A 22,901-nucleotide genomic window follows, 5' to 3' on the forward strand; every position below is an offset into this window, starting at 1 on the left:
CTACATACAATATATGACAGAATTTGAAGAGGGCGAATTTAGAGGCCCATTATTCAACCAGCTTGAAAAAGGTAGTAATCTATTATGGGAACCAGGACAGGTCTTTGAAAAAATAGTAGGCATTGATAGAGCCTCGCTATGTATTAACGATTATTTATGGAACTTACATGGATTTAGCTCTCCCCTAGGTGGTTTATCACTTCACAGAAGAAAGTTTAGATATATTTGGAATACATCAAAACCTAAAAAAATATTACCTGATTTCAATCTAAATCTCTTCATACAAGCAAAGCGTTCCGATTATTCATCGAGATCAAAAAAAGGTCTTAAACCGCACATTAAAGGAGCACACTGGTATTTTGAAATTACACCTCACCAACAGACTGCTCTAGAATTGTTAGAGAAGGAACTTGGTACGGATGCCTTAGTTATATATGCAGCTCCAGTATTCCACAAACAGCAAGATCTTTACAATCATACTTCTGGGCAGACTATTGTAGCAAATTCTACATTTCCAAAAGTATCCTTACTTAGAGGTCATAAAAAATGGTACTTTGACAGAGGTGGTATAAAAGGTGTAGCAAATCCTGAGTATGAAAGCTTTGATCAGGAGGATCTTTTATCACAAATTGAAGATATGAGAATACAGAAGGGACAATTTGTTTCTGAAGGAGCTTTGTCTAATCTGAGTAAATTGTCACGTGCTGTTAGGAATGTGGCCGAAATTCAATCTGGTAGTTTTCTCGCAACACAATTTGCATATGAAAATGAATTACTTGATGATTTCATCTACCAATATGATGTTGAAAACTATCGAGAAACTAAAGACTATTTGCAGGTAGAATTATTTTCTTTTTTATGGAAATTGAACTGGTTGACGTTTTAATAATAAGTTCCGTTTATGAAAAAAAATATAAATCTCAATAATCTAATAGGCATTCCTAAGATTTATATAGATAAGCTTGAAAAACATAAAAAAACCTTTTTAGACAACGAGTTCTTGGAGCATATCTTAGAAGGTAAAGAGATCAATCAGCTGGTAAAGGAAATCAATGAAGTTTGCCTTAAAGCGAGTATTTATGGTTTTCATTACACGAGAGCAATTCCAGAGCATATTATTGAACAGGGGCTTAGGTGTAGAACCGGCGAGGAGATAAGACAATGCTTTATCAATAATCACGGCAACTTACTTTCAAGTAATGAACTGGAAACTGTACTACAAGCTTGGAACAAGCACTTTGATTATAGACAAAAAGAGTCAAGAGATAATTATTTATTCTTTAATTTCACAACTTCTGCTCTTTACAATGGCGGTGCAGAACCATTGCTGGTGAATTTTGGAGGAGAACAAATTTATATGCCAATTTTCGAGATGGATTCTATTTCTGCTAAAATAAATAATTTAGGAATTCCCATGATTCTTAAATGCACACTAAACCCAAATAAGATAAATACATTCTATGAATATCCATGGGGCAAAATAGCTGTATCTACATTCCATGCACTATGTAATCCAAAAGCATGTAGATTAGATCAGGACGGTTACCAATCTATTAATGTGCAACCTACTGAAATTGAGATGTTTTATTATGATAGTTCCCAAGATTTTCGATTAATTTAAAGGAATTGAAAACATTTTTACCGTCTACACAGAATCAATAAGAGCCTTTTTTAAATCATCTATATCAGTACCAAGTAAGAAATAGCTTAAAAAACCAATATCAATTATATCTTTTGCGATTTTTTCATCATCAATATCACTATGTGCGATCAGTTGAATAGTTGGATAAAGGTTTCTTAATTTTTGAAGTTGCTTTAATATACTCTTATCATAAAAATCAAGATCAATAATACAGATCTCTGGTAATTTTTTGATCACTTCTAATTCAGATATTGCGTTTTCAATGTTTTCAGTTTGGAATAAAATTTCAAATTTTGCACTTAATAAATCAGTACATATTTTATCTATTATCGGACTTTTGTCATTGATAAATGCAATCGAAACTTTGTCTTGTTTTGTGTCAGTATCCATATCAAATTATTTATTCGATTAAGTAGAGTACTGCAAAAAAAAGAAAGTGCAGGCCACTACAACTTATCGATACTGAGGCACTGGTATACCCGACAACGAATAAGCGAGCGCCCACACCTATAGCGTGAGCGTTCCTACTTATTGTCTTGTCGTCTTAAAAATTACCAGTTTTCAGTACCAAGACTTAAAGCAAAAACACTTTAAGATTTTTATATTTTACTAAGCAAAGATAATAATGTTCACAATGTTATACAACTATCAAAATGCTTATTCAGCTTACAGATTATTATTTATTCATCACATAGTTTTGTTCCAATACGTTCGCAATATCCGATTGCTTAAAAATGATTTTGCCCCCAATCTGAACGAAGGGCAAAATTTTATCGTCCCGGTACTGTTGTAAAGTGCGTTTACTTATATGCAGTAACTTACACACGTCCTGTCCTGACAGGTATATTTCACCGTTCATTACTGGCCGGAAATTTTGCAGTATCAACTCTATATTTTCCCTAAGCTCTTCCAGTTTTTTTCTGTGGGATGCCAGTTCCATAGCATCATCAGTCAGTAGTTCCATGTCTTTCCTCTTTAATGCTTTTATTAAATTCCAGCAAAGCCTTTACATCTGACAGCTTGAAATAGTTCTTTCTGTTGAGTTTGGAATAAGGTAATAAACCTTTATCCTTATAAGTTTGCAATGACCTTTTAGTGATATTTAGCATCAAACATACTTCCTGATTATCCAGCCACTTTTCTTCTTTGAAAATGGATGCATATGCCTGACTTACCGTCTGAGTAAGTTCAAGCATATCATCTAACTCTTGAGTTAGACTTTTAAAAGCCGATTTTTGTATCGCGATTACTTCCATAACTGTTCTTCATTTTGCTGTGAACAGTGAATTTAATAAGGATAATTACTCTTATACTTTTGGAAGGTTTGTTTGGCTATGAGAGGTAGATTTTGGCTTATCGCTGTTGTATAGAAGTATTAGATTTTAATCTTTCAGATTTATCTTTATCTTTTTTTGACCCGTAGTATGTAAACAGAAATAAAATGCCGAATATGATAAGTACGATGCTTGCTAGTTTTCCTATACGTTCAATAAAAGAAATTACAACAGACTTTTCATAACTTGAGAATCCCTCTGCTCCTGTAGAGCTTCTTCTATAAAATTTGCGACGATTGATCCAGTAACGAAGACCAAGCCCAAAGACCAATGCTATTATACCTAAAACCAATGTTTCCATAATCAATCTATTTCAATATCATGAAGATAAATTTAGCAAATATTGATGAAACCATATACAAATTAACAGTAAATAAAAAACGACCTACCGAAAGGTAAGTCGTTGTAAATTGAATAGTTAACAAACCCTTTAATCACTACTATTAAACTGAAAACTTATCTGTTTTTCGTTTCCAAAGCTGTCAGATATCCATATATCGAAAGATTGGGATACCGTCGAGGCTGAAGTATAATACAACCGAAACTGCGTTTGTGGTAATTGGTACAAATCATTAGGCATATAAGGCGGTTCATTGTAGTAACGAAGTGCCCCCTGTCCGTCAAACTGAAAATACCGAATGTAGTAAGCGTTATTTCTGTAATTTCCTGTACGCTGTATTGTAACACGGATTTCCACAGTTTGACCATTCGCTACTTCAGAAGGAACTGGCATTACATTTACGTCAAATGGATAATCTTGTTGTATTTCCAGCTCTTCTTTATCGCAGGAGCTCAAAGTTATTGATCCTATCAGGATTGCCAGCAAAATATGAAGTGGAAACAATCCTATTCTGAATTTATTGAAAATTACTATCATAGTTTTATGTTTTAAAAGTTAAACCTTAATCCAATTCCCGCTGATGGTCGGAACTGGTCCCTTGATGTATTCCAAAGCACTTTAGTACGACCTTGTATCAGTAATACAAAGCGATCGGACAAATAGGTTTCCAAAGACAAACGTCCTCCGGCTCCATAGACAAAACTTTCTTCGTTCAGTATTTCGGCTCCATCAAAAAGCATTTCCTTTCCACGGTTAAATGTTTCGTAGCCAATAACTCCGTTGAGTGTTGCGTTTAGGTTGATACTTTTTCGGAAGTTTCCCAACAGCCGAAGACTGTATCCTCCTTCGGCCATATAGGTCTCAACAGGTATTTCAAGCTCTTTGTAATTAGAATATTCATGGTTATATTCCAGTGCCCATAGCCAGTAATTTCCGTTTTTACCGTTTACTGTCATTGCCAGATTTATATAGTAGTCATTTCCAATTTTATCATCTGATAATATTCCAGCACTTACTTCAAGTGCTTTTTGTTTGGGTACCATCCGCTGTGCGTTTGCCGATGTGATACCGATAAGTATCAATATCACTGTATATATATAATATTTCATTGCCTTATTTTTTTGATTAGTTAATTTTGAGATGCATCGTATTGATAAGTCTTGCATTTACCAGATCGGAATTTTCTATTTGCAAAACCTGATGTCTGCCTCCGTTTTTCTCGAAAATCTCAATCAATAGCACTTTATCATCCGTAATTGTAAACTGATCCAATAGGAATACGTTTTGCTCCGTAGTATTACCAATAATTTCGTCAAGAGGCTTGTATATGCGTAGTGGCTTCATTGGTTTTTCTTGTATTACGGTACGTTTTGCAATCTTCTTATCCACAATTTTGAAATTCACAAAATCAATCTGAAACGGAACATTACTCTTATTTCGTAGTTCAGTATGGAAATAAAACTTACCATTATGGATATAAACCCCTTTCAACAAAAACTGTATGCCGTAGCTTTTTGACCCGATATGTTTGATGATCCTCTTGTCCTTATTGTAAATAGTTTCCAACAGCAACCCCGCCAATGATGGAGAGTTCTTACCCAACTCTTCAAATAATACATCATTTTCATTTTCCCGGCTAAGTTGTTTCTGCATGGTCAACAAGTCATAATTTAATGACGATGGGTATGAACTATAAAAGACATTGAAGTTGTAGAAACGGCCGTCTTCGGTAATCACCGAAAAATTCGTTTCTTCTTCAAAATCACGTACGGTAGCCTTTATACGCAATACATTTTCGGCATCTTCTGCTTTACCCGCTATCAGATACTCGCTTCCCAAATCCACGTAACGAATAGCCGCTGGAAATATCAAATGCGAGGTTTTAGTATAGGTTACTTCCATTTGATAAGGTTCTACTTTACCCATTGCTAATTTGGATGTGTTATTGGCATTTTGTGCCTGGCTTTTGCCGATCAGTCCAACCAAACAGGTTAACATCAGCATACTTTTAATTATCGTTTTCATATTTTAATCTTTATATTTTTTGATTTATTAGCTTTTAGACACAAGAAACACCTGATGTCCAGCCTTCAACGTTACTTTAGGCGTCCTGACTTTCTTAGAGAAATAACCGGAAACTCCTTGTACCACACCACGACTCAAATCGCCTGCTACCTGCTGACCTGCCGAACGTGTCATCATAATACTCGTACCTGAAGTCTGGCTCATGTTAGCTGCTATTTCCGTCAGGGCATTCATTTCAGGAGAATAAGGTACATATAGTCCCTGTTGACCATCAATATCGTATATGGTGATATCTACAGGGATAATGTTTCCTTCCAGTTCTACTGAAGTCACCTTTAATTGCAATCTTCCATTTAGGAATTTTGCAGTAGCCGTTAACACCGTTCCTTTTGGAATGGTACGGTTCGGAGTTTTCGCATCTTCTAATATGCGAACACGAACACCAGTTTCTCCGGTTACTACCTGTGTTTCCTGTACTACAGCACGAATACTGTTTTTTGGCTGTATTACCTGCTCTGAAACACCTGCGGTGTAAAATCCTCGATTTCGGGTTTCACTCCAATTTGCCAGAAATGCACTATCTGTTGGCTCTCTGTACAATGCTGACACAGCACTTTTTTTGACAGGTGTAAATGCTACAAAATGTTCTTTTTGAGTAGTAGATGATGATGCAGGTATTGTTGTCGGAAGTTCAGAACCGGGAACGACAGTTGTAGGCTGAGAGGGAGTATTGGTCGGTAGATACTTCGCAGCCATCTGGTAGGACTTTTCCATAAGTGCCAATTGGGTTTCGACCGGATCGGGTGCCACCACGTCTTTTTCTGCTAATTGCTGTTTCAGTTCGTCTAATTGTTTGCGAAGTTCCTGTGTTTCATAGTTGGGTTCATTATAGAACGAACCGAGAACGCTTTGAGCATTTTGATAACTATTTAGTGCAGGATTACTTCCTCTACGTTGATTACCACTGAATAAACCCGTATTTCCCTGTGCCTCTTCAGAAAGATCTGGTTCCATGGAGTTTGCTGAATCTGTATTCCAATAATCAGCTAATGTGGTCAACCCATTACGCTTTTCCTGATTTTTCTGCTCCAACATTTCCAGCTCATAAGCTTTCTGTTTGTCCGACTGTAAACCTGCATCCGTAGCCTGTGGTACAGCATCGTTTAAACCAATATCCTCTATCTTGTTTTTATCTTCTGATGGTTTAAATATGAGCCACATACAGCCAACAAACACGATTCCCATCAAACCAAATATGATTGGTTTCTTCAACTTTTCAGTCTTATTCTGTGCATTGTCCTGCAATACATCAGGGTTTTCATTCGGGGTACCTTCCGTAACCCGAACTCCCAATTTTTTATTTCCATTTTCTTTCATAAAACTTTTCTTTTAAAATGTTTGACAATGAATCCAATCCTCCCGTCTCGGATTTCTTTTTCTGTATAACTGGATTTTCGATATGTCTGATCTCTATAGTGGGATTAGGCTTAGAGGTGTCGAACCAAACTTTTGCGATGACGATAACCGTTAAAAGCAGATAGCCCATAAAAAAAAGCAGCGTATATTTATGTTGTCTCTTTACAGGCAACGACCGCCAACGTTCATCAAGTTTGTTAAACCAATTATCCAATCTTTCCCTTAGTTTTTTCATACTTTAATTATTTGAGGTTATTACATTCTGAACCCTCTTTTGCAGGAAGAGATATGTTCTTTAGGTTTTTCAGTCACCTGGGAAATGGCTTCTTTTATCATGGGAAACGAGCTTGTTGTAAAGTTGGTTAGCTTAGATTGCTTCAATAGTTGTCCATAAGGATCTATTCTTCTTACATACATTTCCGTTTCCTGTAAATCAAATTTCCCATTCTCGTATTTTACCCACATATCACATTCAATCTTTGGCTTGTTTTCACCATTCCATTCGAGATATGTAGATAGATGCAAATGGCTTGCTACTAATGGTGCTTCTTTGCCTTTGCCCCAAGCCTCCAAAAATTCACTGATGCTATCCTTTAATTTGCCTGCATAAGAACTTTCAGTATGAAAAAAACCAGAGTATCCTTTATCAATAAGGGTTTTCACGAACGTGTCTAAATCAAGTAAGTGTTTCATGTGCTTAATCTTCAGCGTTCTATAACTTCAATATCCTTGTTTTCTAACACCGCAAATTTTTCTATTGTAAAGCCTTGTGGGTTATTGTCAGAGCGAACGGAGTTAACCAAGTAGCAGGATGTAACCAGGTTACGCCTTGTCACATTGCTTGACCTGATAATGAACTGTTTTGCATAAGTTTTAACAGCATACGGATAGGTATCAAAGTTGCAGATTACGCTGTCCACTTCAGTACGTTGTTGTACGTTACCGGATATGATACGGTTGTAATATCCTTTTTCGGACAAATCCTTGTAATAATCAAATGCCGATTTGTCGGCAAGATTAAATGCTCTTTTCATATTGCTTTCAATAGCATTCTTTTCAGGTGCGAGCGTGAAGAACAATTCGTGAAAACGACGGATATGCTCACGAGCTTCAACCGGACGGTTTATAGAAGCGTCCTGAGAGAGTGCCAACATGAGTGATTTGCCGTTATCCAACACATAGACTTTTTGTCGTTGCTCCTCCGCAAAGCGGTAGGACTGCCAAACGGCATATCCTACAACTCCAATGCAGAGTACCGCAAAGACAATAGCATACAGCCTTATCTGCTTAAAGCTGTTTTCGATATTTCTTAATGTTTTAAATTCCATTTCAAATGATTTAAATTTTATTATTTACCCATTAATTTTCCTCCGATATTACCTGCGGTAGAACCAGCACCGGCACCGGCAATATTTCCAGTTTTCATAGCAGTCTGGTTCACGTTACGCATAAAGTTTCCGGCACCTCCTGCCTGAATGATCCAGCCTGCGGCTGTAGGAACGGTAAAGTATCCTACGATACCGATAATCATAAAAATGATATAAACCGTATTTGAAGTGTCAGGGATATAGGTTGGGTCGGCAAGCATCTCTATATCTCTTTCAAGAATCAATGATTGTATTTTGGCAAGCATAGAACTGAACAAATCAGCCACAGGTAACCATAAATACACACTGATATACCGTGTGAGCCATTGTGTGAGCGTACTCTGAAACCCATCCCACACAGAAATAGCAAAGGCTATTGGTCCCAGAATGGACAAGACAATCAGAAAGAACGTCCGTATGGTATCTATGACCAGAGCGGCTGCCTGAAAGAGTACTTCCAGAAATTCCCGAAAAGCATCCCTTATCCATTTTTTCATTTGATACATACCACGTTCCATATACATTCCCGACATCGTAGCAATGTCAGAGGGTGACCATCCCAATTCTTCAAGCTTCCTGTCAAATTCCTCATTGGAAACTAAATAGGCGGTTTCGGGATTTCGTACCATAGCTTCGTATTCCAATTGGTCTTTCTGAGCTTGCAACTCATTAAGGTCAAGCACCTGGTTTTCCAGTATAGCATGAGTGCCCTTTACTATGGGACTGAGTACCGCATTGATAGTTCCCAAAACCATAGTTGGAAAAAACATAATGCACAATCCCAAAGCAAACGGACGTAGTAAGGGGAATACATCTATAGGCTCTGCACGGCTGAGTGCCTGCCATACTTTGAGAGCTACATAAAACAGAGCCCCCAATCCGGCGAGTCCTTTTGCTACAGCCGCCATATCGGCGGACAGAGGTACCATCTCATCATACAATGAGCGTAGAACTTCATGAAGATTATTAAATTCCATAGTTTACCAGTATTTTTGTTCAGGATTTCCGTAAAGTTCAAGTACTCTTTTGCTATTATTTTTCTTTTTAGCTCTTAGAAAACTGACCGAAATATTTTTACTGGTATAGTACCGTACAAGGCTGTGGTACTCTTTAACTTCTTTATAAACACGGTCGATGATATCCATACGTTCTTTATCGTTTAATGAAAGACTGGATGAGGAAACAATCTGCTTCAATTCTTTCAGTAGCTCCGTGCTTTCATTCAATAGTGCAGAATAACCATTGGCGATAGCAGCCAATTCTTGTTGTGAGAAATTCGGATCGTTCATCATCTTGCCGAAATTCTGTACATACATTTCAGATACGTCTCCAACAAGTAAGACAGTTTGCTGTACCTTTCTCGCATCTTTTACCAGATTACTGACCGCTTTCAACTTGTCGTAATATTCCTTACCTTGTTTATACACCTTTTCTACTTCCTTAAAATTTTTGACCACATTGGAAACTGTGGAAGATGTTTGTATGATTTCATTAGCACTGTTAAGAATGCCGGAAGCCAGGTTAGCTGGGTCAGTGACAACAAATTGTGCCTTGGCAGAAGGTGTAACAGCCAGTATAATTACCGTGAACACCATTAACATGATTTTTTTCATTTTATTGATTTTTAATTGATTAATAATTACCTGATTTCTATTTTCGCTCTTCAGCAATTCGTTTTATAGCGAGTTCTACATTACCGTCGAGTTCCTTAGCAAGCTGCATAACCTCCATTTTTTCGGTTTCTTCCGTAGTGTATGCGAGATATTCCTGCATGCTTACTTCTGTAGCATAAACGGCGGAGTGCGTTCCGCCCAATCCAATCCAGACTTCTTTGTACAAGCGTTTGGGGTCGTTGTTCATATTGATAGAAAGGATCTGAGATTTTTCTTTTTCAGTGAGCCCGAGCATCGCCTGGATGTCATGAAATTTATTCATATACTTTCGCTGATCGAGCAGTATTTTACAATCACTATTATTGATAATGGATTCTTTCACAATAGGTGATTGGATGATGTCGTCCACTTCCTGCGTTACTACAATTGCCTCTCCAAAGAACTTTCTGACTGTTTTAAACAAATACTTTATGTACTCAGCCATACCTTCCTTTGCAATTGCCTTCCAAGCTTCTTCAATTAAGATGAGCTTACGGATACCTTTCAACCTTCTCATCTTATTGATGAAAACCTCCATGATGATAATCGTGACAATAGGAAAGAGAATTTTGTGATCCTTTATAGCATCAATCTCAAATACGATAAAGCGTTTAGTCAGCAAGTCAAGTTGTTTGTCTGAGTTAAGCAGATAATCATATTCACCTCCCTTGTAGTAAGGTTCCAGAACATTTAGGAAATTGGCTATGTCAAAGTCTTTTTCCCGAACCTGCTTTTCTTCTAATACTTTGCGGTAGTCTCTCTGTACATATTCGTAAAAACCATTAAAGGATGGATATTCATCATTGATCTTAATACGCTCTATATAACCGCTTACCGCATTAGACAAGGCTACTTCTTCTGCTCTTGTCGGTGGCTCATCATCTCGTTTCCATAAGGTTAGTATCAGGGTTTTGATACTTTCTCTCTTCTCAATATCGAATATGCCATCGTCTGTAAAGAATGGATTGAATGAAATAGGATTATCTTCGGTATAAGTGAAATAAACACCGTCTTCACCTTTGGTTTTTCCATAGATCAGCTCACATAATCCCTGATAGGAATTACCTGTGTCAACCAACAGCACATGTGCCCCCTGTTCATAGTATTGACGAACCATGTGGTTTGTAAAAAAAGATTTTCCCGAACCTGAAGGTCCCAAAATGAATTTGTTTCTGTTCGTGACGATACCTTTTTTCATAGGCAAGTCCGATATATCCAAATGGATTGGCTTTCCCGTTAACCTGTCTGCCATCTTGATACCGAACGGTGATGGTGAACTTTGGTAATTTGTTTCTTCTGTGAAGAAACACAACGCGGGTTCTATGAAGGTGTAGAAACTTTCTTCAGAAGGAAAATCCCCGGCATTGCCCGGCATTCCTGCCCAGTACAAAGTTGCTACATCAGTAGTATTGTGTCTTGGTTTGCATTCCATCAAAGCCAGAGCACTACCGGTATCATTCTTAATCTGTTTTAGTTCGATCGGATCCTCAGACCATGCCAGTACATTGAAATGTGCACGAATGGAAGACAGACCATGTGAATGAGCCTCATTGAGATAGCGTTCTATCCATTCTTTGTTAATCTGGTTGGCACGGCTATACCTTGCCAGTGAATGCATATTCCTTGCAGACTTTTCGAACTTTTGGAGGTTTGCTTCGCTGTTATCTAAGAAAAGGTATTGATTATAGATGTGATTACAACTTAACAGTAGTCCAACGGGAGAAGCGAACGACAACAAACAGTCACTTCGGTCTGTAGATAATTTTTCGTAACGCGTATCAGCAGATACTGTTCCCGGTAGATCATCCGTATCAGATAAGGTATGTAAACATAATCTTTTGTTCCCTATACGAACTTCTTCAGACCCCAAAGCAATGTCCTGTAAAGGCCTTCCCTCATCTCTTGACAAGGTGAGGTACTGTTCCAGCAATCCTTGCTTGCCACTCGTTCCGACGATATCCTCTTCGCTCAGACGTTCCAGTTTTACAAAATCGCTATCATTCACTATCCTTTCAAACTGTGCCACAGCTTCCATAAAGCGATGAATGATTTCCTTATCCCTTATTTCTTTAGGGATAAGCACACCCTTGCAAAGTGAACTAAAGTTGCTTTGCATACGCATACGTTCTTTAGTGGTCTTGGTAAGAAACAAGTAACAATAATGATTCAGAAAAGGACGCTCGTTAAAATGCTGTTGATACGATTTTGCTAAAAAGCTTTGATCTTCTTTTGCAATATCAGGAGCGTAATTTTCTTTGATATACCAATCTTGTTTGTGAACGACTGTAAAATCCGGTAAAGTTTTGATCGCCTTGTGCCATGCGGAATGTATAGCTTCGTATTCTACGGAAGCAACCGTAAACAGTTCGGGCAAATGTACCCGAAAGCAAGCCGTAATGTCTGCATCTTTAGAGATGATGCAGTTGTTTTCCACAGCCAATAATGGGAACTTGCTTTCCAACGTAGTGGCTTTTGCTACATTTCTCATAAGCCGACAGATTTAGAGGTGAATTTTAAATAGCGATGTACGGGTTTCCGGCAGATGATATAACGTGGATGCCTCTTATTGGCACCCACTTTCATTAATCCGTATTCACCATACTTCTGGTTCAGAGAGAATGTCTGCCAGACAATAAGAGAGCCTCCTCCAACTCCAATAAATAGACACACATAAGAACTTACGCCTGCCATATACAGTATCATCACCAGAACAAGCATACCCAGTAAGCCACCTGCAAAAATGAACAGATACTGTGCTTTCAATCCTTTGAACTCGACTGTACGTCCAATGCCTTTATTAATATTGTATTTACTCATAAGGCAAAGGATTAAAGGAAGAATGAACGAAGAATAGTTGCAGCAACGATCAAAAAGATACAAGCTCCAAACCATGATGCCGCAGTCTTGCTTGTATCAGGATCACCACTACTGAATTTATTGTACACTTTAACACCTCCGATTAACCCGACCACGGCACCAATGGCGTAAATAAGTTGTGTGGCGGGATCGAAATAAGAGGTTACCATTTGCGTGGCTTCGTTGATTCCCGCAGAACCGTTTCCCTGTGCAAATACCCCAAATGCTGACAGCAAAGCCGCACCTGTCAGCAGCACTTTTTTTCTTTGTTTTTTCATCTTTAAAACGAATTAATTTGTTACGATTTCCTGCACCTTGCAGGCTTTCGGAACAAATGTGCGACGTAAAACAAAGCACTCTTAAAAAGTGTCGTTCAGTGGAATAACTTGGCTTTCAAAGGCTTTTCGTATGAAAATTGAGTATAAAAAAACGCCAGCCTTTTGATGGCTGACGTTTCGTTCTTTTTACAATATTCTCACATTTTTCTACCCTTTTTCCTTTCTGAATTATAAGGAGTATTCGAGTTCTTATTTTCTTTTTTAATTTTATCTAAATTCTCTTTGATTTTTTGAGGCACATAAATGTCTTCCCATTTTCCTTTTTTTGCTGTAAAACTCATTTGCAATCCTACTTCCATTAACCCATCTTTCAGATCAAATCCGTGTTGCCTATTCCATCCGATAGGATCCAGTTTTAACTCGTTTGGAAATTCTATTACAACAAGATTTTTTGGAATTTCTGTAATATTTTCATAGTCAATTTCGCCCATTTCTCTTGTCTTAGGATTGTAGGGAATAAGATATGTTCCAGAGCTATCATTAAAATAGTCTTCTATGTGTGAAAAAGCAATTCCATTAGAGAGGAAGTCATCTTTTGGTCTAAGTTTATCCATTCTTATATCTACATAGAAAGTGTGTCCTTCAATATCAATGGTGGGCAGCATTCCTTTGTTCACACGCAGGTCATAAGCAACGGGGTCAACCATGATATCATAGTCGTTCCTTTTCTTTATGACATCTAATGATAGCTTATATTTATTCCCCATCCCAATAGGATCTAATACGGAGAATTCGGGAATAGTGACGGTTACTTCGTGATTTCCCCATCCCGATGAAAGTCTATTCTTTTCAACGTCGTAATCAAAACGATATCCATTTCCTAAATATTCCATTTCATCAAACCGAATAATATTCGTTTCATCTTCTTTTTCTCTCAGTTCTAATTTATTCACATCCACAAGAAACACTGTTCCGTGGATATCAAATTCTTTCAGTTCTTTTTCCATACCTTAACGTTTTAAAACACAAAGGAGAGTCTATACAAACTCCCCAATGTCAAAATCATTAATATTATTTTTCCGCAAATTGTAAGAACCAGAGTCCATTTCTTTACCGGGAACACCACTGTCCAACAACGCTGCAATTTTCTGTGCAGCACCCTCCATTGAGTTTTCCAGTAGACTAAAAAGATCGGTTCCCTGTATTTTCTGAACTATTCCCACCGCTGTTTCCTTCTGAGCTGTTTCCAATTTCTCTTTTTGGAGCAACATCCCCACGGTACTTAGTTCTTCAAAGGTAACCCCTGTGGCAAAACCGTTTTCTTCCTCATAAGTTCCATACCCGTTCCATTCTTCTTCCTCTTCCTCCAAATCAGGTTCGGTATTAAAAACTTCATCTAGCTCTTCCTGCGGAATTTCTTTAGCAAACCCTTTTAGGGATCTTTCTTCTTCAAAATTATCAGGTTTTTCCTCTTTATCTTCAAGTTGTCCTTTAGTGGTATTCTTTGGCGGAGAAAGGCGTTCAATCGGCTTGGGTTTTCCCATAATATCTAAAAATTCTCGCTTTTGACTAGGAATTTGCTTCTCCTGTTTTGGATTTCTTTTGATAACCACCTTGTCCTGCAACAGCAGGACAATGACAATTAATAGGGATATAAGAATTGCTGTTTCCATAGCTATAATTTAGGTTTGTCGATTGCGTTATAAATGGCTGTGAGTTCCTCTCCGAAATCCTCAAAATGGTATTTCAGCACATTGTGTAGGTAATCAGTAATAGTCAGTTTACCTCCACCCATCATAAAGACGATAAGCGATAACTTTTCGTGAAACTCTGTACTGATATAGGCTGTTTTGCTATCTCTTGCCTTAACGCCTTTCGACTGAAGAAATTCAGTTTTGTACTGATCTATTCTTAATGTTGCTTTCTTTTTTTGTTTTGTATTTTTCATAATGAAACTATTATATAATAGGTTTATATCTTTCATTGAAATAGTCGGTAATATCATCACCAAATTCCTTGAAATGATGTTCAAGAATACTATCTATATATGAATAAAGAGTAGTTTTATCTTCCCGTGTGAGTTGAACAATGCGGATTAATCTTTCATGATATTCAGGACGGATATAGACTACTTTACCGTTACGCCCTGACGGAAAGCGATTGACTAAAAAGGTTTCTTCATAATCTACTTTTTTGGTAGAAGTCGAACGAGATCGCTCACGTGGTTTGCTTTCTTTTATTTCCTCTTGTGATTTGGGAATTGGTTTGTCAGGGACAGGCTGGTCACCGCTCATGATGTTCATCAGGTATTCCTCATCAACATCCGGTTTCTCAAAGTCTTTTCGTTTGTTATCTGTTGCCATACATCATCGGTTTTACAGGTGAATAATTTTTAAAAATTCCTGCACAAAAGCATCCATGCGGGTGGTTTTCAGCAATTGCGGTTCGGCAGGGAGCAGACTGGAACGGAATACATAATTTCCTGTATCGTCTGTTTCTTTTCGGAAACGCTTGCTGTCCATAATGCGAGTTTCCATAATTGGCAATCCCAACTCCTCTATGACATTTTGATATGCGTCGTACAAACCTGTTTTTTCCCTACCATCTACTTGATTCCAAAACAACCATATTGCCAGATCTTTGTTTCCGGTTTCTGTTTCTGGTAAGTGAAGAAAGGCCTTGGTAAAGCCCAATGTACTTTCTACCACCAGTCGATCTGCCGTAATCGGTGAAAACACAAAATCCATCGTTTTTAAAGTCGATAATACTCCCTTTGTATTTGCAGTTCCAGGAAGGTCGAAAAAGATAATATCCGGCTCTACCTTCGATTTTTCTGTCTGCTCAAATGCGTTTTCCAATGCGTTTTCCGCTTTGCTCTTGACGATGGTGTAGGCCTTCTTATTGATAGTCTGAAACTGCTTCATAGCAGCTTTCTTGTGATAGTCATTTTCCATGACCGTTTTTAAATCCCTCGCACGCATATTGGTTAAACTGTGTTGCGGAAAGTCGCAATCCATTACTAGTACGTTGTAACCTAAACGGTAGTGCAGCACACTAGCCAACAGCGTAGTGATCGTTGATTTGCCTACACCTCCCTTTTGTGTGTAGAAGCTGATTTTTAAAGTTTTCTTTGTCGTTTCCATTATTTAAAAATTTATTGATGCTTTTCTTTAAATCGGTACAGGCAAACAAAAACCTTCATTTGTACCTTTCTTTGTTCTAATATTTCTTTTTTACCTTTTGCGTAATTGCTTGTCGTTTTTCCCTTTTTCATTCACATGAAACCTGATTGTAAAATTTCAATCCGTGAAGTTTTGCAGGTAGAAATATGCTTTACTTCAGTTAAACTTTCTTTTCTGCTTTTCTTATTTACCGCTTTTACGTTTTAGCGTTTTTATATTTTTAAAACTTTATGCTTTTATTTTTTACAGGATTTGCACAGATACATATCTCTTTTTTTACTTTTTTCTTTACTGTTTTTTTCAAAGCTTTCTGTAGAACCTTGAAACAAAGAAAGCGATTAATAGAGGTGGTTTTTAAAGCGTTGTACACTTTGGCTTTTAACGGAATACTTTGGCAGTATTCTATATATCAATAGTTTATAAAATCAACCTTTACTTTGCAAAGGGGGTTTTTCTGACGGTTTGATAGAATGCTATTCCATCAAGAAAGGTAAAATAAGAAGCAGCATGAAGCTGCTTTTTCCACTAAATAGAATCCGTCCCGCAGGGCGGATTTTCTATTCACCAGAATAGAGCAAGTTATGTTTTGAGGCACTCGAAACGTATTTCGTGCCCCAAAACAACTTGCCCTGCCGGGAGCCGAAAAACACCCTCCAAAGTCGGGGTTTTATAAAATTTTAAAATGGATTTGTGATGAATGAGAACAGTAACAACAAACAGAACAAAGGCGGACGTAAGCCAAAGCTAAACCCAAGCACGCACCGCCATGTTTTTCGTCTGAATGACGAAGAGAATGCGAAACTCCTGTCGCTTTTTGAAGCGTCAGGTATAAGCAACAAAGCAAAATTTATTATTTCTCTTTTACTACAACGGGAGATTAAGACGGTTAAAATTGATGTAGCTGCTATGGATTACCATGCACAACTGACCAAATTATACAGCCAGTTTAGAGCAGTTGGTATAAATTATAACCAGATAGTGAAGATACTTTATCGCAATTTTTCAGAGAAGAAAGCCGCTGCTTATCTCTTTAAATTGGAAAAGCAAACCGCAGAAATGGCGACATTATGTCAACAAGTTATCCAATTAACGCAGGAGTTTGAAACAAAATACCTATACAAAAGCGAAGAAAAATGATAGCAAAAATTGGAAAAGGTGCGAACATGATCGGAGCAATTTCTTACAATCTGCTTAAAGTGCACGAGGAAAATGGACATGTTTTGCTCACGAATAAGATACCCGAAGTGCTGAACGACAACTACACTACCGCTTTTCTCAACCGCTATTTCGAGCCTTATTTGCTGGCAAATAACAAAACAGAAAAGCCTGTTCGTCACATTTCGCTGAATCCTGACCCTGCGGATAAGGTTAGTGATGAGCAGTTCAGAAATATAGCGGAGCAATACATGCAAGAAATGGGTTATGGCAATCAGCCGTATGTGGTATTCAAGCATACCGATATTGAACGCACCCATATACATATCGTAACCACCTGCGTGCAACTCAACGGTGCAAAAATACCGGACAGTTATGATCATCCACGTTCAATGGCTGTATGCAGGAAATTGGAACAGCAATATGATTTGAAGCCCGCTACAGAGCAATACCAGTCAAATAGTGACCGAATTTTTAAATCCGTGGATTATACCAAAGGAGATATAAAAAGCCAAATAGCATCCGTTACCCGCCACTTGCCCAAATATTATCAGTACCAAAGTCTAGGAGCTTACAACGCTTTACTTTCTCTTTTTAATATAACTTCCGAAGAAGTTAAAGGTGAATTACACGGTCAACCAAAACAGGGTTTAGTGTATTTTGCTTTAAATGAGTATGGACAAAAGGCAAGTAATCCGTTCAAGTCTTCACTGTTTGGCAAAGAAGCAGGAATGACCCAGCTTGAAAAACACTTTGAAAAATCAAAGGAAAATATGAAAACCAACCCTGCAAAAGAGGTGCTTAAAAATACTATTGAAGCTGGTATGCATACATCCAATAATGAAACAGATTTTAAGAAGCAGCTATTGGAGCAGGGCATTAATACCGTTGTCCGCAGGAATGATGAAGGTCGTATTTATGGAATGACTTTTATAGACCACGAAAGCCGTACCGTATGGAACGGCTCGCAATTGGGTAAAAATCTATCTGCTAATGTATTTAATAAATGGTGGGATGAACAGGCAATAGAAAATAGGAAGCAAACCACAAATGACAATACAACACATTCAAGCCGCTCATCCCAGAATAATACTAAGGAAGAGTCCGAAACACCACACGAGCTTTTTGATTTTCTGAACAAGGAACAACCTGCCTATAATGAGCCTGATCTGATAGAGGGGTTGGGCAGTCTGCTTCCCGATGTACAGGACGAAGATTACGAGGAACAAGAATTTGCCAATAGAATGAAGAAGAAAAGGAAACGAAAAAGAGGTAAATAGAAACATCAAACCAAACAATGCCACCGAACGCCATCGGTTACCGTTTATCCAAAACCAACCCGAACAGACTCTAAATTCACTCTCTGTCATTTTAATCATTACAAATTATGCAAGGAGAAGACGATTTAAGAGGTTTAGCCAAGATTATGGCTTTCATGCGTGCGGTCAGTATCATCATTGTACTGATGCACTTTTACTGGTTCTGCTTTGGTTTCTTTTTGGAGCGTGGCTGGACATTAGAAATAATAGGCAAAATATTAGCCAACTTTAACCGAACGGCGGGGCTTTTTGCTCACAACCTTTACACCAAAATTTTCGCATTGGTATTGCTGGCATTAAGCTGTCTTGGAACCAAAGGTGTAAAGAACGAAAAAATAACATGGACAAAAATAAACACCGCCTTGGTAATTGGTTTTATTCTGTTTTTTCTCAATACACCTTTACTAAAACTGTCTCCCTTTATAGGTACATCTCTCTACATTTTTACTACAGCATTAGGTTACATTTCTTTGATGAAGGCGGGTGTCTGGATTACCAGATTGCTCCGCACGAATTTAATGGATGATGTATTTAATAATGAGAATGAGAGTTTTCAGCAAGAAACCAAACTGATGAAAAACGAATATTCTGTAAACTTACCTACTAAATTTTATTACAAGGGAAAGTGGAATGAAGGCTGGATTAACGTAGTGAATCCTTTCAGGGCAACAATTGTATTAGGCACGCCAGGTTCAGGCAAATCATACGCAGTTGTAAATAATTATATTAGACAGCATATAGAAAAAGGGTTTTCAATGTATATCTATGATTTTAAATTTGACGACCTTTCTACTATTGCATATAACCATTTACTAAAACACCGAGATAAATACAAGGTACAGCCTCAATTTTATGTTATTAATTTTGATGATCCTCGTAAAAGTCATCGTTGCAATCCACTTAACCCGGTTTTTATGACGGATATCTCTGATGCTTATGAAGCTGCTTACACGATTATGTTGAATCTTAATAGAAGCTGGATCCAGAAGCAAGGGGATTTTTTCGTTGAATCACCAATTATTTTGCTGGCAGCAATCATCTGGTTTCTGAAAATCTATGACAGCGGCAAATACTGCACTTTTCCACACGCTATTGAATTACTGAATAAAAAATACTCTGATGTATTCACTATTCTGACGTCTTATCCTGATTTGGAAAATTATTTATCGCCCTTTATGGATGCTTGGCAGGGCGGAGCACAAGACCAACTGCAAGGACAGATTGCTTCTGCTAAAATCCCATTATCAAGAATGATTTCTCCACAATTATATTGGGTAATGACCGGTGACGACTTTTCTCTGGATATCAACAATCCGAAGGAGCCTAAGATTTTATGTGTAGGTAATAATCCAGACCGTCAAAATATTTACTCAGCGGCATTGGGTTTATATAATTCAAGAATTGTGAAACTCATTAATAAAAAAGGACAGTTAAAGAGTTCTGTCATCATCGATGAGTTACCGACAATTTATTTTCGAGGATTGGATAACCTGATTGCAACGGCCAGAAGTAATAAAGTGGCAGTATGTTTAGGCTTTCAAGACTATTCTCAATTAATCCGTGATTATGGAGATAAAGAAGCTAAAGTAATTCAGAACACTGTCGGTAACATTTTTAGTGGTCAGGTAGTGGGAGAAACTGCTAAAAATCTTTCGGAACGTTTCGGGAAAGTGTTGCAAAAACGTCAAAGCTTGACAATTAACAGGAATGATAAATCTACTTCAATATCCACACAGTTAGATAGCTTAATACCTGCATCTAAGATTTCTACACTTACACAAGGAATGTTCGTGGGAGCTGTTTCCGACAATTTTGACGAACGTATTGAACAGAAGATTTTTCATTCTGAAATTGTAGTAGATAACGACAAAGTTGCTGCCGAAACCAAAGCTTTTAAAAAAATACCAGAGATTTTATCTTTTAACGATTCACATGGAGCTGATAATATGAAAGAACAAATTGAAGCTAATTACAAGCAGGTAAAGAAAGATGTTATAGGTATTATTGCAAATGAAATAGATCGAATCAAGAATGATTCTAATTTAACGCACTTACTTAAAGACCTATAGATAAACTACACTTCTCTTAGTAGTGTTAATGCTCACTAAGCTTTTTTTCAACCTTTTAATAATACTGAATAAATAATTATTAGAATCATTGATGCACTATTCTGTTTAGAACAAGCTACAGTAAATAGAGGTATTTACTGTAGCTTTTAAATTTTTATTATATGACTTTGTTCTTTCCCTTTTTAATAGAAAACGGTTTGACATTAGACGAATCTATTTCTTTTGTGATTCCTCATTTTTATGACTGATGGAAATACAAAATCTGTAAAAAATAGAAACTTTTTTATACTGAACACAAAAGAGGTATATTTTAAAATATTTAACAACTTCAATCAGGCAAAAAATTACGATACACAAAGTGATTATTTATAATCCCCTCTTAGATTTCTCGAATTAAAAACAGGGAATAAATCCTCCTTTCCGAGGTATAGTTTAATTTTATTTAAGCTAGCAGCAAGTTCGTCCTTCTGAATGGGTTTCATTAAGTATTCTATACTTACACTATTATTACTAAATGCTCTAAAAGTATATTCATCATAGGCAGTTGTAAATATTATCGGGCATTTAATAATTGACTGATCGAATATGGAAAAACTAACCCCATCAGCCAAACATATATCCATTGTAATTAAATCTGGTGAATTGTTTAAATTTAACCAGGAAACTGCATCCTTAACTGTATCAATTATTTGCAAAATTTCACAGTTAGGTTCCAATTCTTCTAACAATCTTTTTAGGCGACGAGCATTTAAGTCTTCATCTTCTATAATTAAAATTCTCATACTGTTTATAGATAGTGGTGATTAATTAAGTGAAAATTCTATTGGTATTATTGAAAATTAAATAGGACCTATTAAAAATGATTCTGACTTAAAGACATTGCATACAAGACCCTATACACATTTGATCACTAGAAATACTTACATTAATTTGGTGTCATACGTACATGCTAATAACAATTGAACATCTTTGTCGATTTCAATCCCATTAACTTCGCTATATCAGCGTGAATTGTGTGTTGCTTATTCCGCTTTTAATTTATCCACAATGGTTTTGATTTCAGGTATAGCTTCATCCACACCTATATAACCAACGTTTTTGTAACGTATAAAACCATTCTTGTCGATAAAGAATTTAGCAGGAAGTCCAGAAATTTTATAGGCAGCTGAAACAGGGCTTTTTCCAAGAACCTCGTCCTTTAAATCCATGTAAACATCAAATCGGTTTCCCCTTGCAATTAGCATCTTTTTAGCATCATCAGCAGCATTTGGGCTTTTTTCTTGGGTATGAATAAACATAAAAACAACGCTATCATCGTTTTTGTAGTAATCTACGGCCTTCTGCATACCCGGGAAAGAGGCTATGCAAGGCTGGCACCAAGTAGCCCAAAAGTCTAAGATAACGATTTTACCCTTTAGACTTTTTAACGAAACGCTTTTTCCGTTTAAATCTTTAAGTTCAAAATCTGGAGCCAATTGGTTAGTCTCCATTTTTGCTATTTTTGTCAATGTGCTATTATGGTCCACAGTTTCCATAGAATCGAGCAGAAATTCATAGCGTATCTCGTCACCATATTTATTTTGAAATAACTTTCTTGAAGCATCTTTGAATCTATCACTTCTATTTGCCGAAATTTTCAGTAATCTATTAACTTCATTGAAAGCATCCAGCTGTTTATCAGCTTCGATCAGTGCGAAAGGATAAATTTCAGCATCTGCACTTAAAAAATCAGACTTGTCTTCATTATTAGGCTTTAGATACTCCAATGCAGCTTTAAACTCCTTACGTTTATAGAGAATCAAACCGTAGTGAAAGTTGTTTGATCCAGTTTGACCCAAAAAAGGCTTTACAAGTTCTTCAGCATCATTCAGCATCCCAGCTTCGATAAGAGCTCGAGTAACTGTAGATAAACTGCTTGTCTTCCAACTTTTATTATTAATCTTATTCATCCAGTAGTTTGCCTTCTGAGCATCTCCTGCGTGGGCATAAGCTTTAGCGGCTATGTATCGGCCAGCATCTAATATCATGGCATCTCTTGGTTCCGATGCAGACTGCTTTTCCATTTGAACAAGCATTTTTTCAATGCTAATTGGATCTGTTTCAGATTTTATTGCATTATAGAGGTAAGTAGTTGACTGTTCCTCAACAACAATTTGCCCAATTGCTTTTATTGGAGTAGCCATTACTACTAAAAGCAAAATTGTCACGATAATCATACATTTTTTTTCCATTTTCTTTTAATTAGGTTATCTATAGTAATAGACCA

The 22,901-nt window shown here is 37.1% G+C and carries 28 protein-coding genes; 5 read left to right on the forward strand and 23 right to left on the reverse strand.

The genetic code is table 11. The features are described 5' to 3' along the window. Positions 1 to 13: 13 nt before the first annotated feature. Together ACWICE_RS06280 and ACWICE_RS06285 are read left to right on the forward strand one after the other, a co-directional pair. Complete coding sequence (locus ACWICE_RS06280; protein ID WP_058699744.1) at positions 14 to 886, forward strand: hypothetical protein; 873 nt, start codon at positions 14 to 16, stop codon at positions 884 to 886. A gap of 15 nt (positions 887 to 901) precedes the next feature. Then, positions 902 to 1,621, forward strand: coding sequence for a hypothetical protein (locus ACWICE_RS06285; protein WP_058699745.1), 720 nt, complete (start codon positions 902 to 904; stop codon positions 1,619 to 1,621). Positions 1,622 to 1,645: 24 nt separating this feature from the next. Here ACWICE_RS06285 and ACWICE_RS06290 read toward each other — a convergent pair whose 3' ends face one another. The 21 genes from ACWICE_RS06290 to ACWICE_RS06390 all read right to left on the reverse strand — a co-directional run bounded on the left by ACWICE_RS06290 (position 1,646) and on the right by ACWICE_RS06390 (position 16,053). Continuing rightward, a complete protein-coding gene (locus tag ACWICE_RS06290; protein ID WP_058699746.1) occupies positions 1,646 to 2,032 on the reverse strand; it encodes a response regulator transcription factor in 387 nt (128 codons plus the stop codon). A gap of 286 nt (positions 2,033 to 2,318) precedes the next feature. Next, positions 2,319 to 2,606 (reverse strand): helix-turn-helix domain-containing protein, encoded by a 288-nt coding sequence (locus ACWICE_RS06295; protein WP_058699747.1) that lies wholly within the window; start codon positions 2,604 to 2,606, stop codon positions 2,319 to 2,321. Next, positions 2,590 to 2,898 (reverse strand): helix-turn-helix domain-containing protein, encoded by a 309-nt coding sequence (locus ACWICE_RS06300; protein ID WP_058699748.1) that lies wholly within the window; start codon positions 2,896 to 2,898, stop codon positions 2,590 to 2,592. The genes ACWICE_RS06295 and ACWICE_RS06300 overlap by 17 nt, the downstream gene beginning before the upstream one ends. Positions 2,899 to 2,995: 97 nt before the next feature. Beyond that, complete coding sequence (locus ACWICE_RS06305; protein WP_221630283.1) at positions 2,996 to 3,277, reverse strand: molybdenum ABC transporter permease; 282 nt, start codon at positions 3,275 to 3,277, stop codon at positions 2,996 to 2,998. A 129-nt stretch (positions 3,278 to 3,406) separates the two neighbouring features. Then, on the reverse strand, positions 3,407 to 3,853 hold the full coding sequence (locus ACWICE_RS06310; protein WP_058699749.1) for a DUF3872 domain-containing protein: 447 nt from the start codon (positions 3,851 to 3,853) through the stop codon (positions 3,407 to 3,409). Between the two features lie 11 nt (positions 3,854 to 3,864). Beyond that, complete coding sequence (locus ACWICE_RS06315) at positions 3,865 to 4,425, reverse strand: conjugal transfer protein TraO (RefSeq protein WP_058700047.1); 561 nt, start codon at positions 4,423 to 4,425, stop codon at positions 3,865 to 3,867. A gap of 16 nt (positions 4,426 to 4,441) precedes the next feature. Further along, positions 4,442 to 5,341 (reverse strand): conjugative transposon protein TraN, encoded by a 900-nt coding sequence (gene traN, locus ACWICE_RS06320; protein ID WP_058699750.1) that lies wholly within the window; start codon positions 5,339 to 5,341, stop codon positions 4,442 to 4,444. A gap of 27 nt (positions 5,342 to 5,368) precedes the next feature. Beyond that, entirely contained in the window at positions 5,369 to 6,718 is a 1,350-nt protein-coding gene (gene traM, locus ACWICE_RS06325) for a conjugative transposon protein TraM (protein WP_058699751.1), read from the reverse strand. Further along, complete coding sequence (locus ACWICE_RS06330; protein WP_058699752.1) at positions 6,699 to 6,992, reverse strand: hypothetical protein; 294 nt, start codon at positions 6,990 to 6,992, stop codon at positions 6,699 to 6,701. The genes traM and ACWICE_RS06330 overlap by 20 nt, the downstream gene beginning before the upstream one ends. A gap of 20 nt (positions 6,993 to 7,012) precedes the next feature. Then, complete coding sequence (locus ACWICE_RS06335; RefSeq protein WP_058699753.1) at positions 7,013 to 7,450, reverse strand: hypothetical protein; 438 nt, start codon at positions 7,448 to 7,450, stop codon at positions 7,013 to 7,015. An 11-nt stretch (positions 7,451 to 7,461) separates the two neighbouring features. Continuing rightward, complete coding sequence (traK, locus tag ACWICE_RS06340) at positions 7,462 to 8,085, reverse strand: conjugative transposon protein TraK (RefSeq protein ID WP_058699754.1); 624 nt, start codon at positions 8,083 to 8,085, stop codon at positions 7,462 to 7,464. Between the two features lie 20 nt (positions 8,086 to 8,105). Further along, positions 8,106 to 9,101, reverse strand: a complete 996-nt coding sequence (gene traJ, locus ACWICE_RS06345; RefSeq protein ID WP_058699755.1) for a conjugative transposon protein TraJ — start codon at positions 9,099 to 9,101, stop codon at positions 8,106 to 8,108. A gap of 3 nt (positions 9,102 to 9,104) precedes the next feature. Continuing rightward, entirely contained in the window at positions 9,105 to 9,737 is a 633-nt protein-coding gene (locus ACWICE_RS06350) for a DUF4141 domain-containing protein (RefSeq protein WP_058699756.1), read from the reverse strand. Between the two features lie 37 nt (positions 9,738 to 9,774). After that, positions 9,775 to 12,264, reverse strand: coding sequence for a TraG family conjugative transposon ATPase (locus ACWICE_RS06355; RefSeq protein ID WP_058699757.1), 2,490 nt, complete (start codon positions 12,262 to 12,264; stop codon positions 9,775 to 9,777). Beyond that, complete coding sequence (locus ACWICE_RS06360; RefSeq protein ID WP_058699758.1) at positions 12,261 to 12,593, reverse strand: DUF4133 domain-containing protein; 333 nt, start codon at positions 12,591 to 12,593, stop codon at positions 12,261 to 12,263. Before ACWICE_RS06360 ends, ACWICE_RS06355 begins: the two co-directional genes overlap by 4 nt. Positions 12,594 to 12,604: 11 nt before the next feature. Continuing rightward, positions 12,605 to 12,910, reverse strand: coding sequence for a DUF4134 domain-containing protein (locus ACWICE_RS06365; protein WP_058699759.1), 306 nt, complete (start codon positions 12,908 to 12,910; stop codon positions 12,605 to 12,607). A gap of 197 nt (positions 12,911 to 13,107) precedes the next feature. Continuing rightward, a complete protein-coding gene (locus ACWICE_RS06370; RefSeq protein ID WP_058699760.1) occupies positions 13,108 to 13,917 on the reverse strand; it encodes a hypothetical protein in 810 nt (269 codons plus the stop codon). Positions 13,918 to 13,947: 30 nt separating this feature from the next. Next, on the reverse strand, positions 13,948 to 14,583 hold the full coding sequence (locus ACWICE_RS06375) for a conjugal transfer protein TraD (protein WP_454297880.1): 636 nt from the start codon (positions 14,581 to 14,583) through the stop codon (positions 13,948 to 13,950). 2 nt (positions 14,584 to 14,585) lie between these two features. After that, positions 14,586 to 14,858 (reverse strand): DUF3408 domain-containing protein, encoded by a 273-nt coding sequence (locus ACWICE_RS06380; protein ID WP_176221477.1) that lies wholly within the window; start codon positions 14,856 to 14,858, stop codon positions 14,586 to 14,588. A 10-nt stretch (positions 14,859 to 14,868) separates the two neighbouring features. Next, positions 14,869 to 15,273 carry a DUF3408 domain-containing protein gene (locus ACWICE_RS06385; protein WP_058699762.1) on the reverse strand — a complete coding sequence of 135 codons (405 nt, stop codon included), beginning with the start codon at positions 15,271 to 15,273 and terminating at the stop codon, positions 14,869 to 14,871. Positions 15,274 to 15,285: 12 nt separating this feature from the next. Continuing rightward, positions 15,286 to 16,053 (reverse strand): ParA family protein, encoded by a 768-nt coding sequence (locus ACWICE_RS06390; protein ID WP_058699763.1) that lies wholly within the window; start codon positions 16,051 to 16,053, stop codon positions 15,286 to 15,288. A gap of 732 nt (positions 16,054 to 16,785) precedes the next feature. Between ACWICE_RS06390 and mobA the strand changes: the two genes are divergently transcribed. The 3 genes from mobA (at position 16,786) to mobC (ending at position 20,635) form a co-directional block, all read left to right on the forward strand. Next, a complete protein-coding gene (gene mobA, locus ACWICE_RS06395) occupies positions 16,786 to 17,229 on the forward strand; it encodes a conjugal transfer protein MobA (RefSeq protein ID WP_058699764.1) in 444 nt (147 codons plus the stop codon). Continuing rightward, positions 17,226 to 18,527, forward strand: coding sequence for a conjugal transfer protein MobB (gene mobB / locus ACWICE_RS06400; RefSeq protein ID WP_058699765.1), 1,302 nt, complete (start codon positions 17,226 to 17,228; stop codon positions 18,525 to 18,527). Before mobA ends, mobB begins: the two co-directional genes overlap by 4 nt. 107 nt (positions 18,528 to 18,634) lie before the next feature. Further along, on the forward strand, positions 18,635 to 20,635 hold the full coding sequence (gene mobC / locus ACWICE_RS06405) for a conjugal transfer protein MobC (protein ID WP_058699766.1): 2,001 nt from the start codon (positions 18,635 to 18,637) through the stop codon (positions 20,633 to 20,635). Positions 20,636 to 20,997: 362 nt separating this feature from the next. Here the strand turns inward: mobC and ACWICE_RS06410 are convergent, their stop codons facing one another. Together ACWICE_RS06410 and ACWICE_RS06415 are read right to left on the reverse strand one after the other, a co-directional pair. Then, positions 20,998 to 21,417 (reverse strand): LytR/AlgR family response regulator transcription factor, encoded by a 420-nt coding sequence (locus ACWICE_RS06410; protein WP_058699767.1) that lies wholly within the window; start codon positions 21,415 to 21,417, stop codon positions 20,998 to 21,000. Between the two features lie 240 nt (positions 21,418 to 21,657). Further along, on the reverse strand, positions 21,658 to 22,866 hold the full coding sequence (locus ACWICE_RS06415) for a TlpA family protein disulfide reductase (protein ID WP_058699768.1): 1,209 nt from the start codon (positions 22,864 to 22,866) through the stop codon (positions 21,658 to 21,660). Positions 22,867 to 22,901: the final 35 nt, after the last annotated feature.

This window comes from Sphingobacterium sp. NPDC055346 (assembly GCF_053645235.1).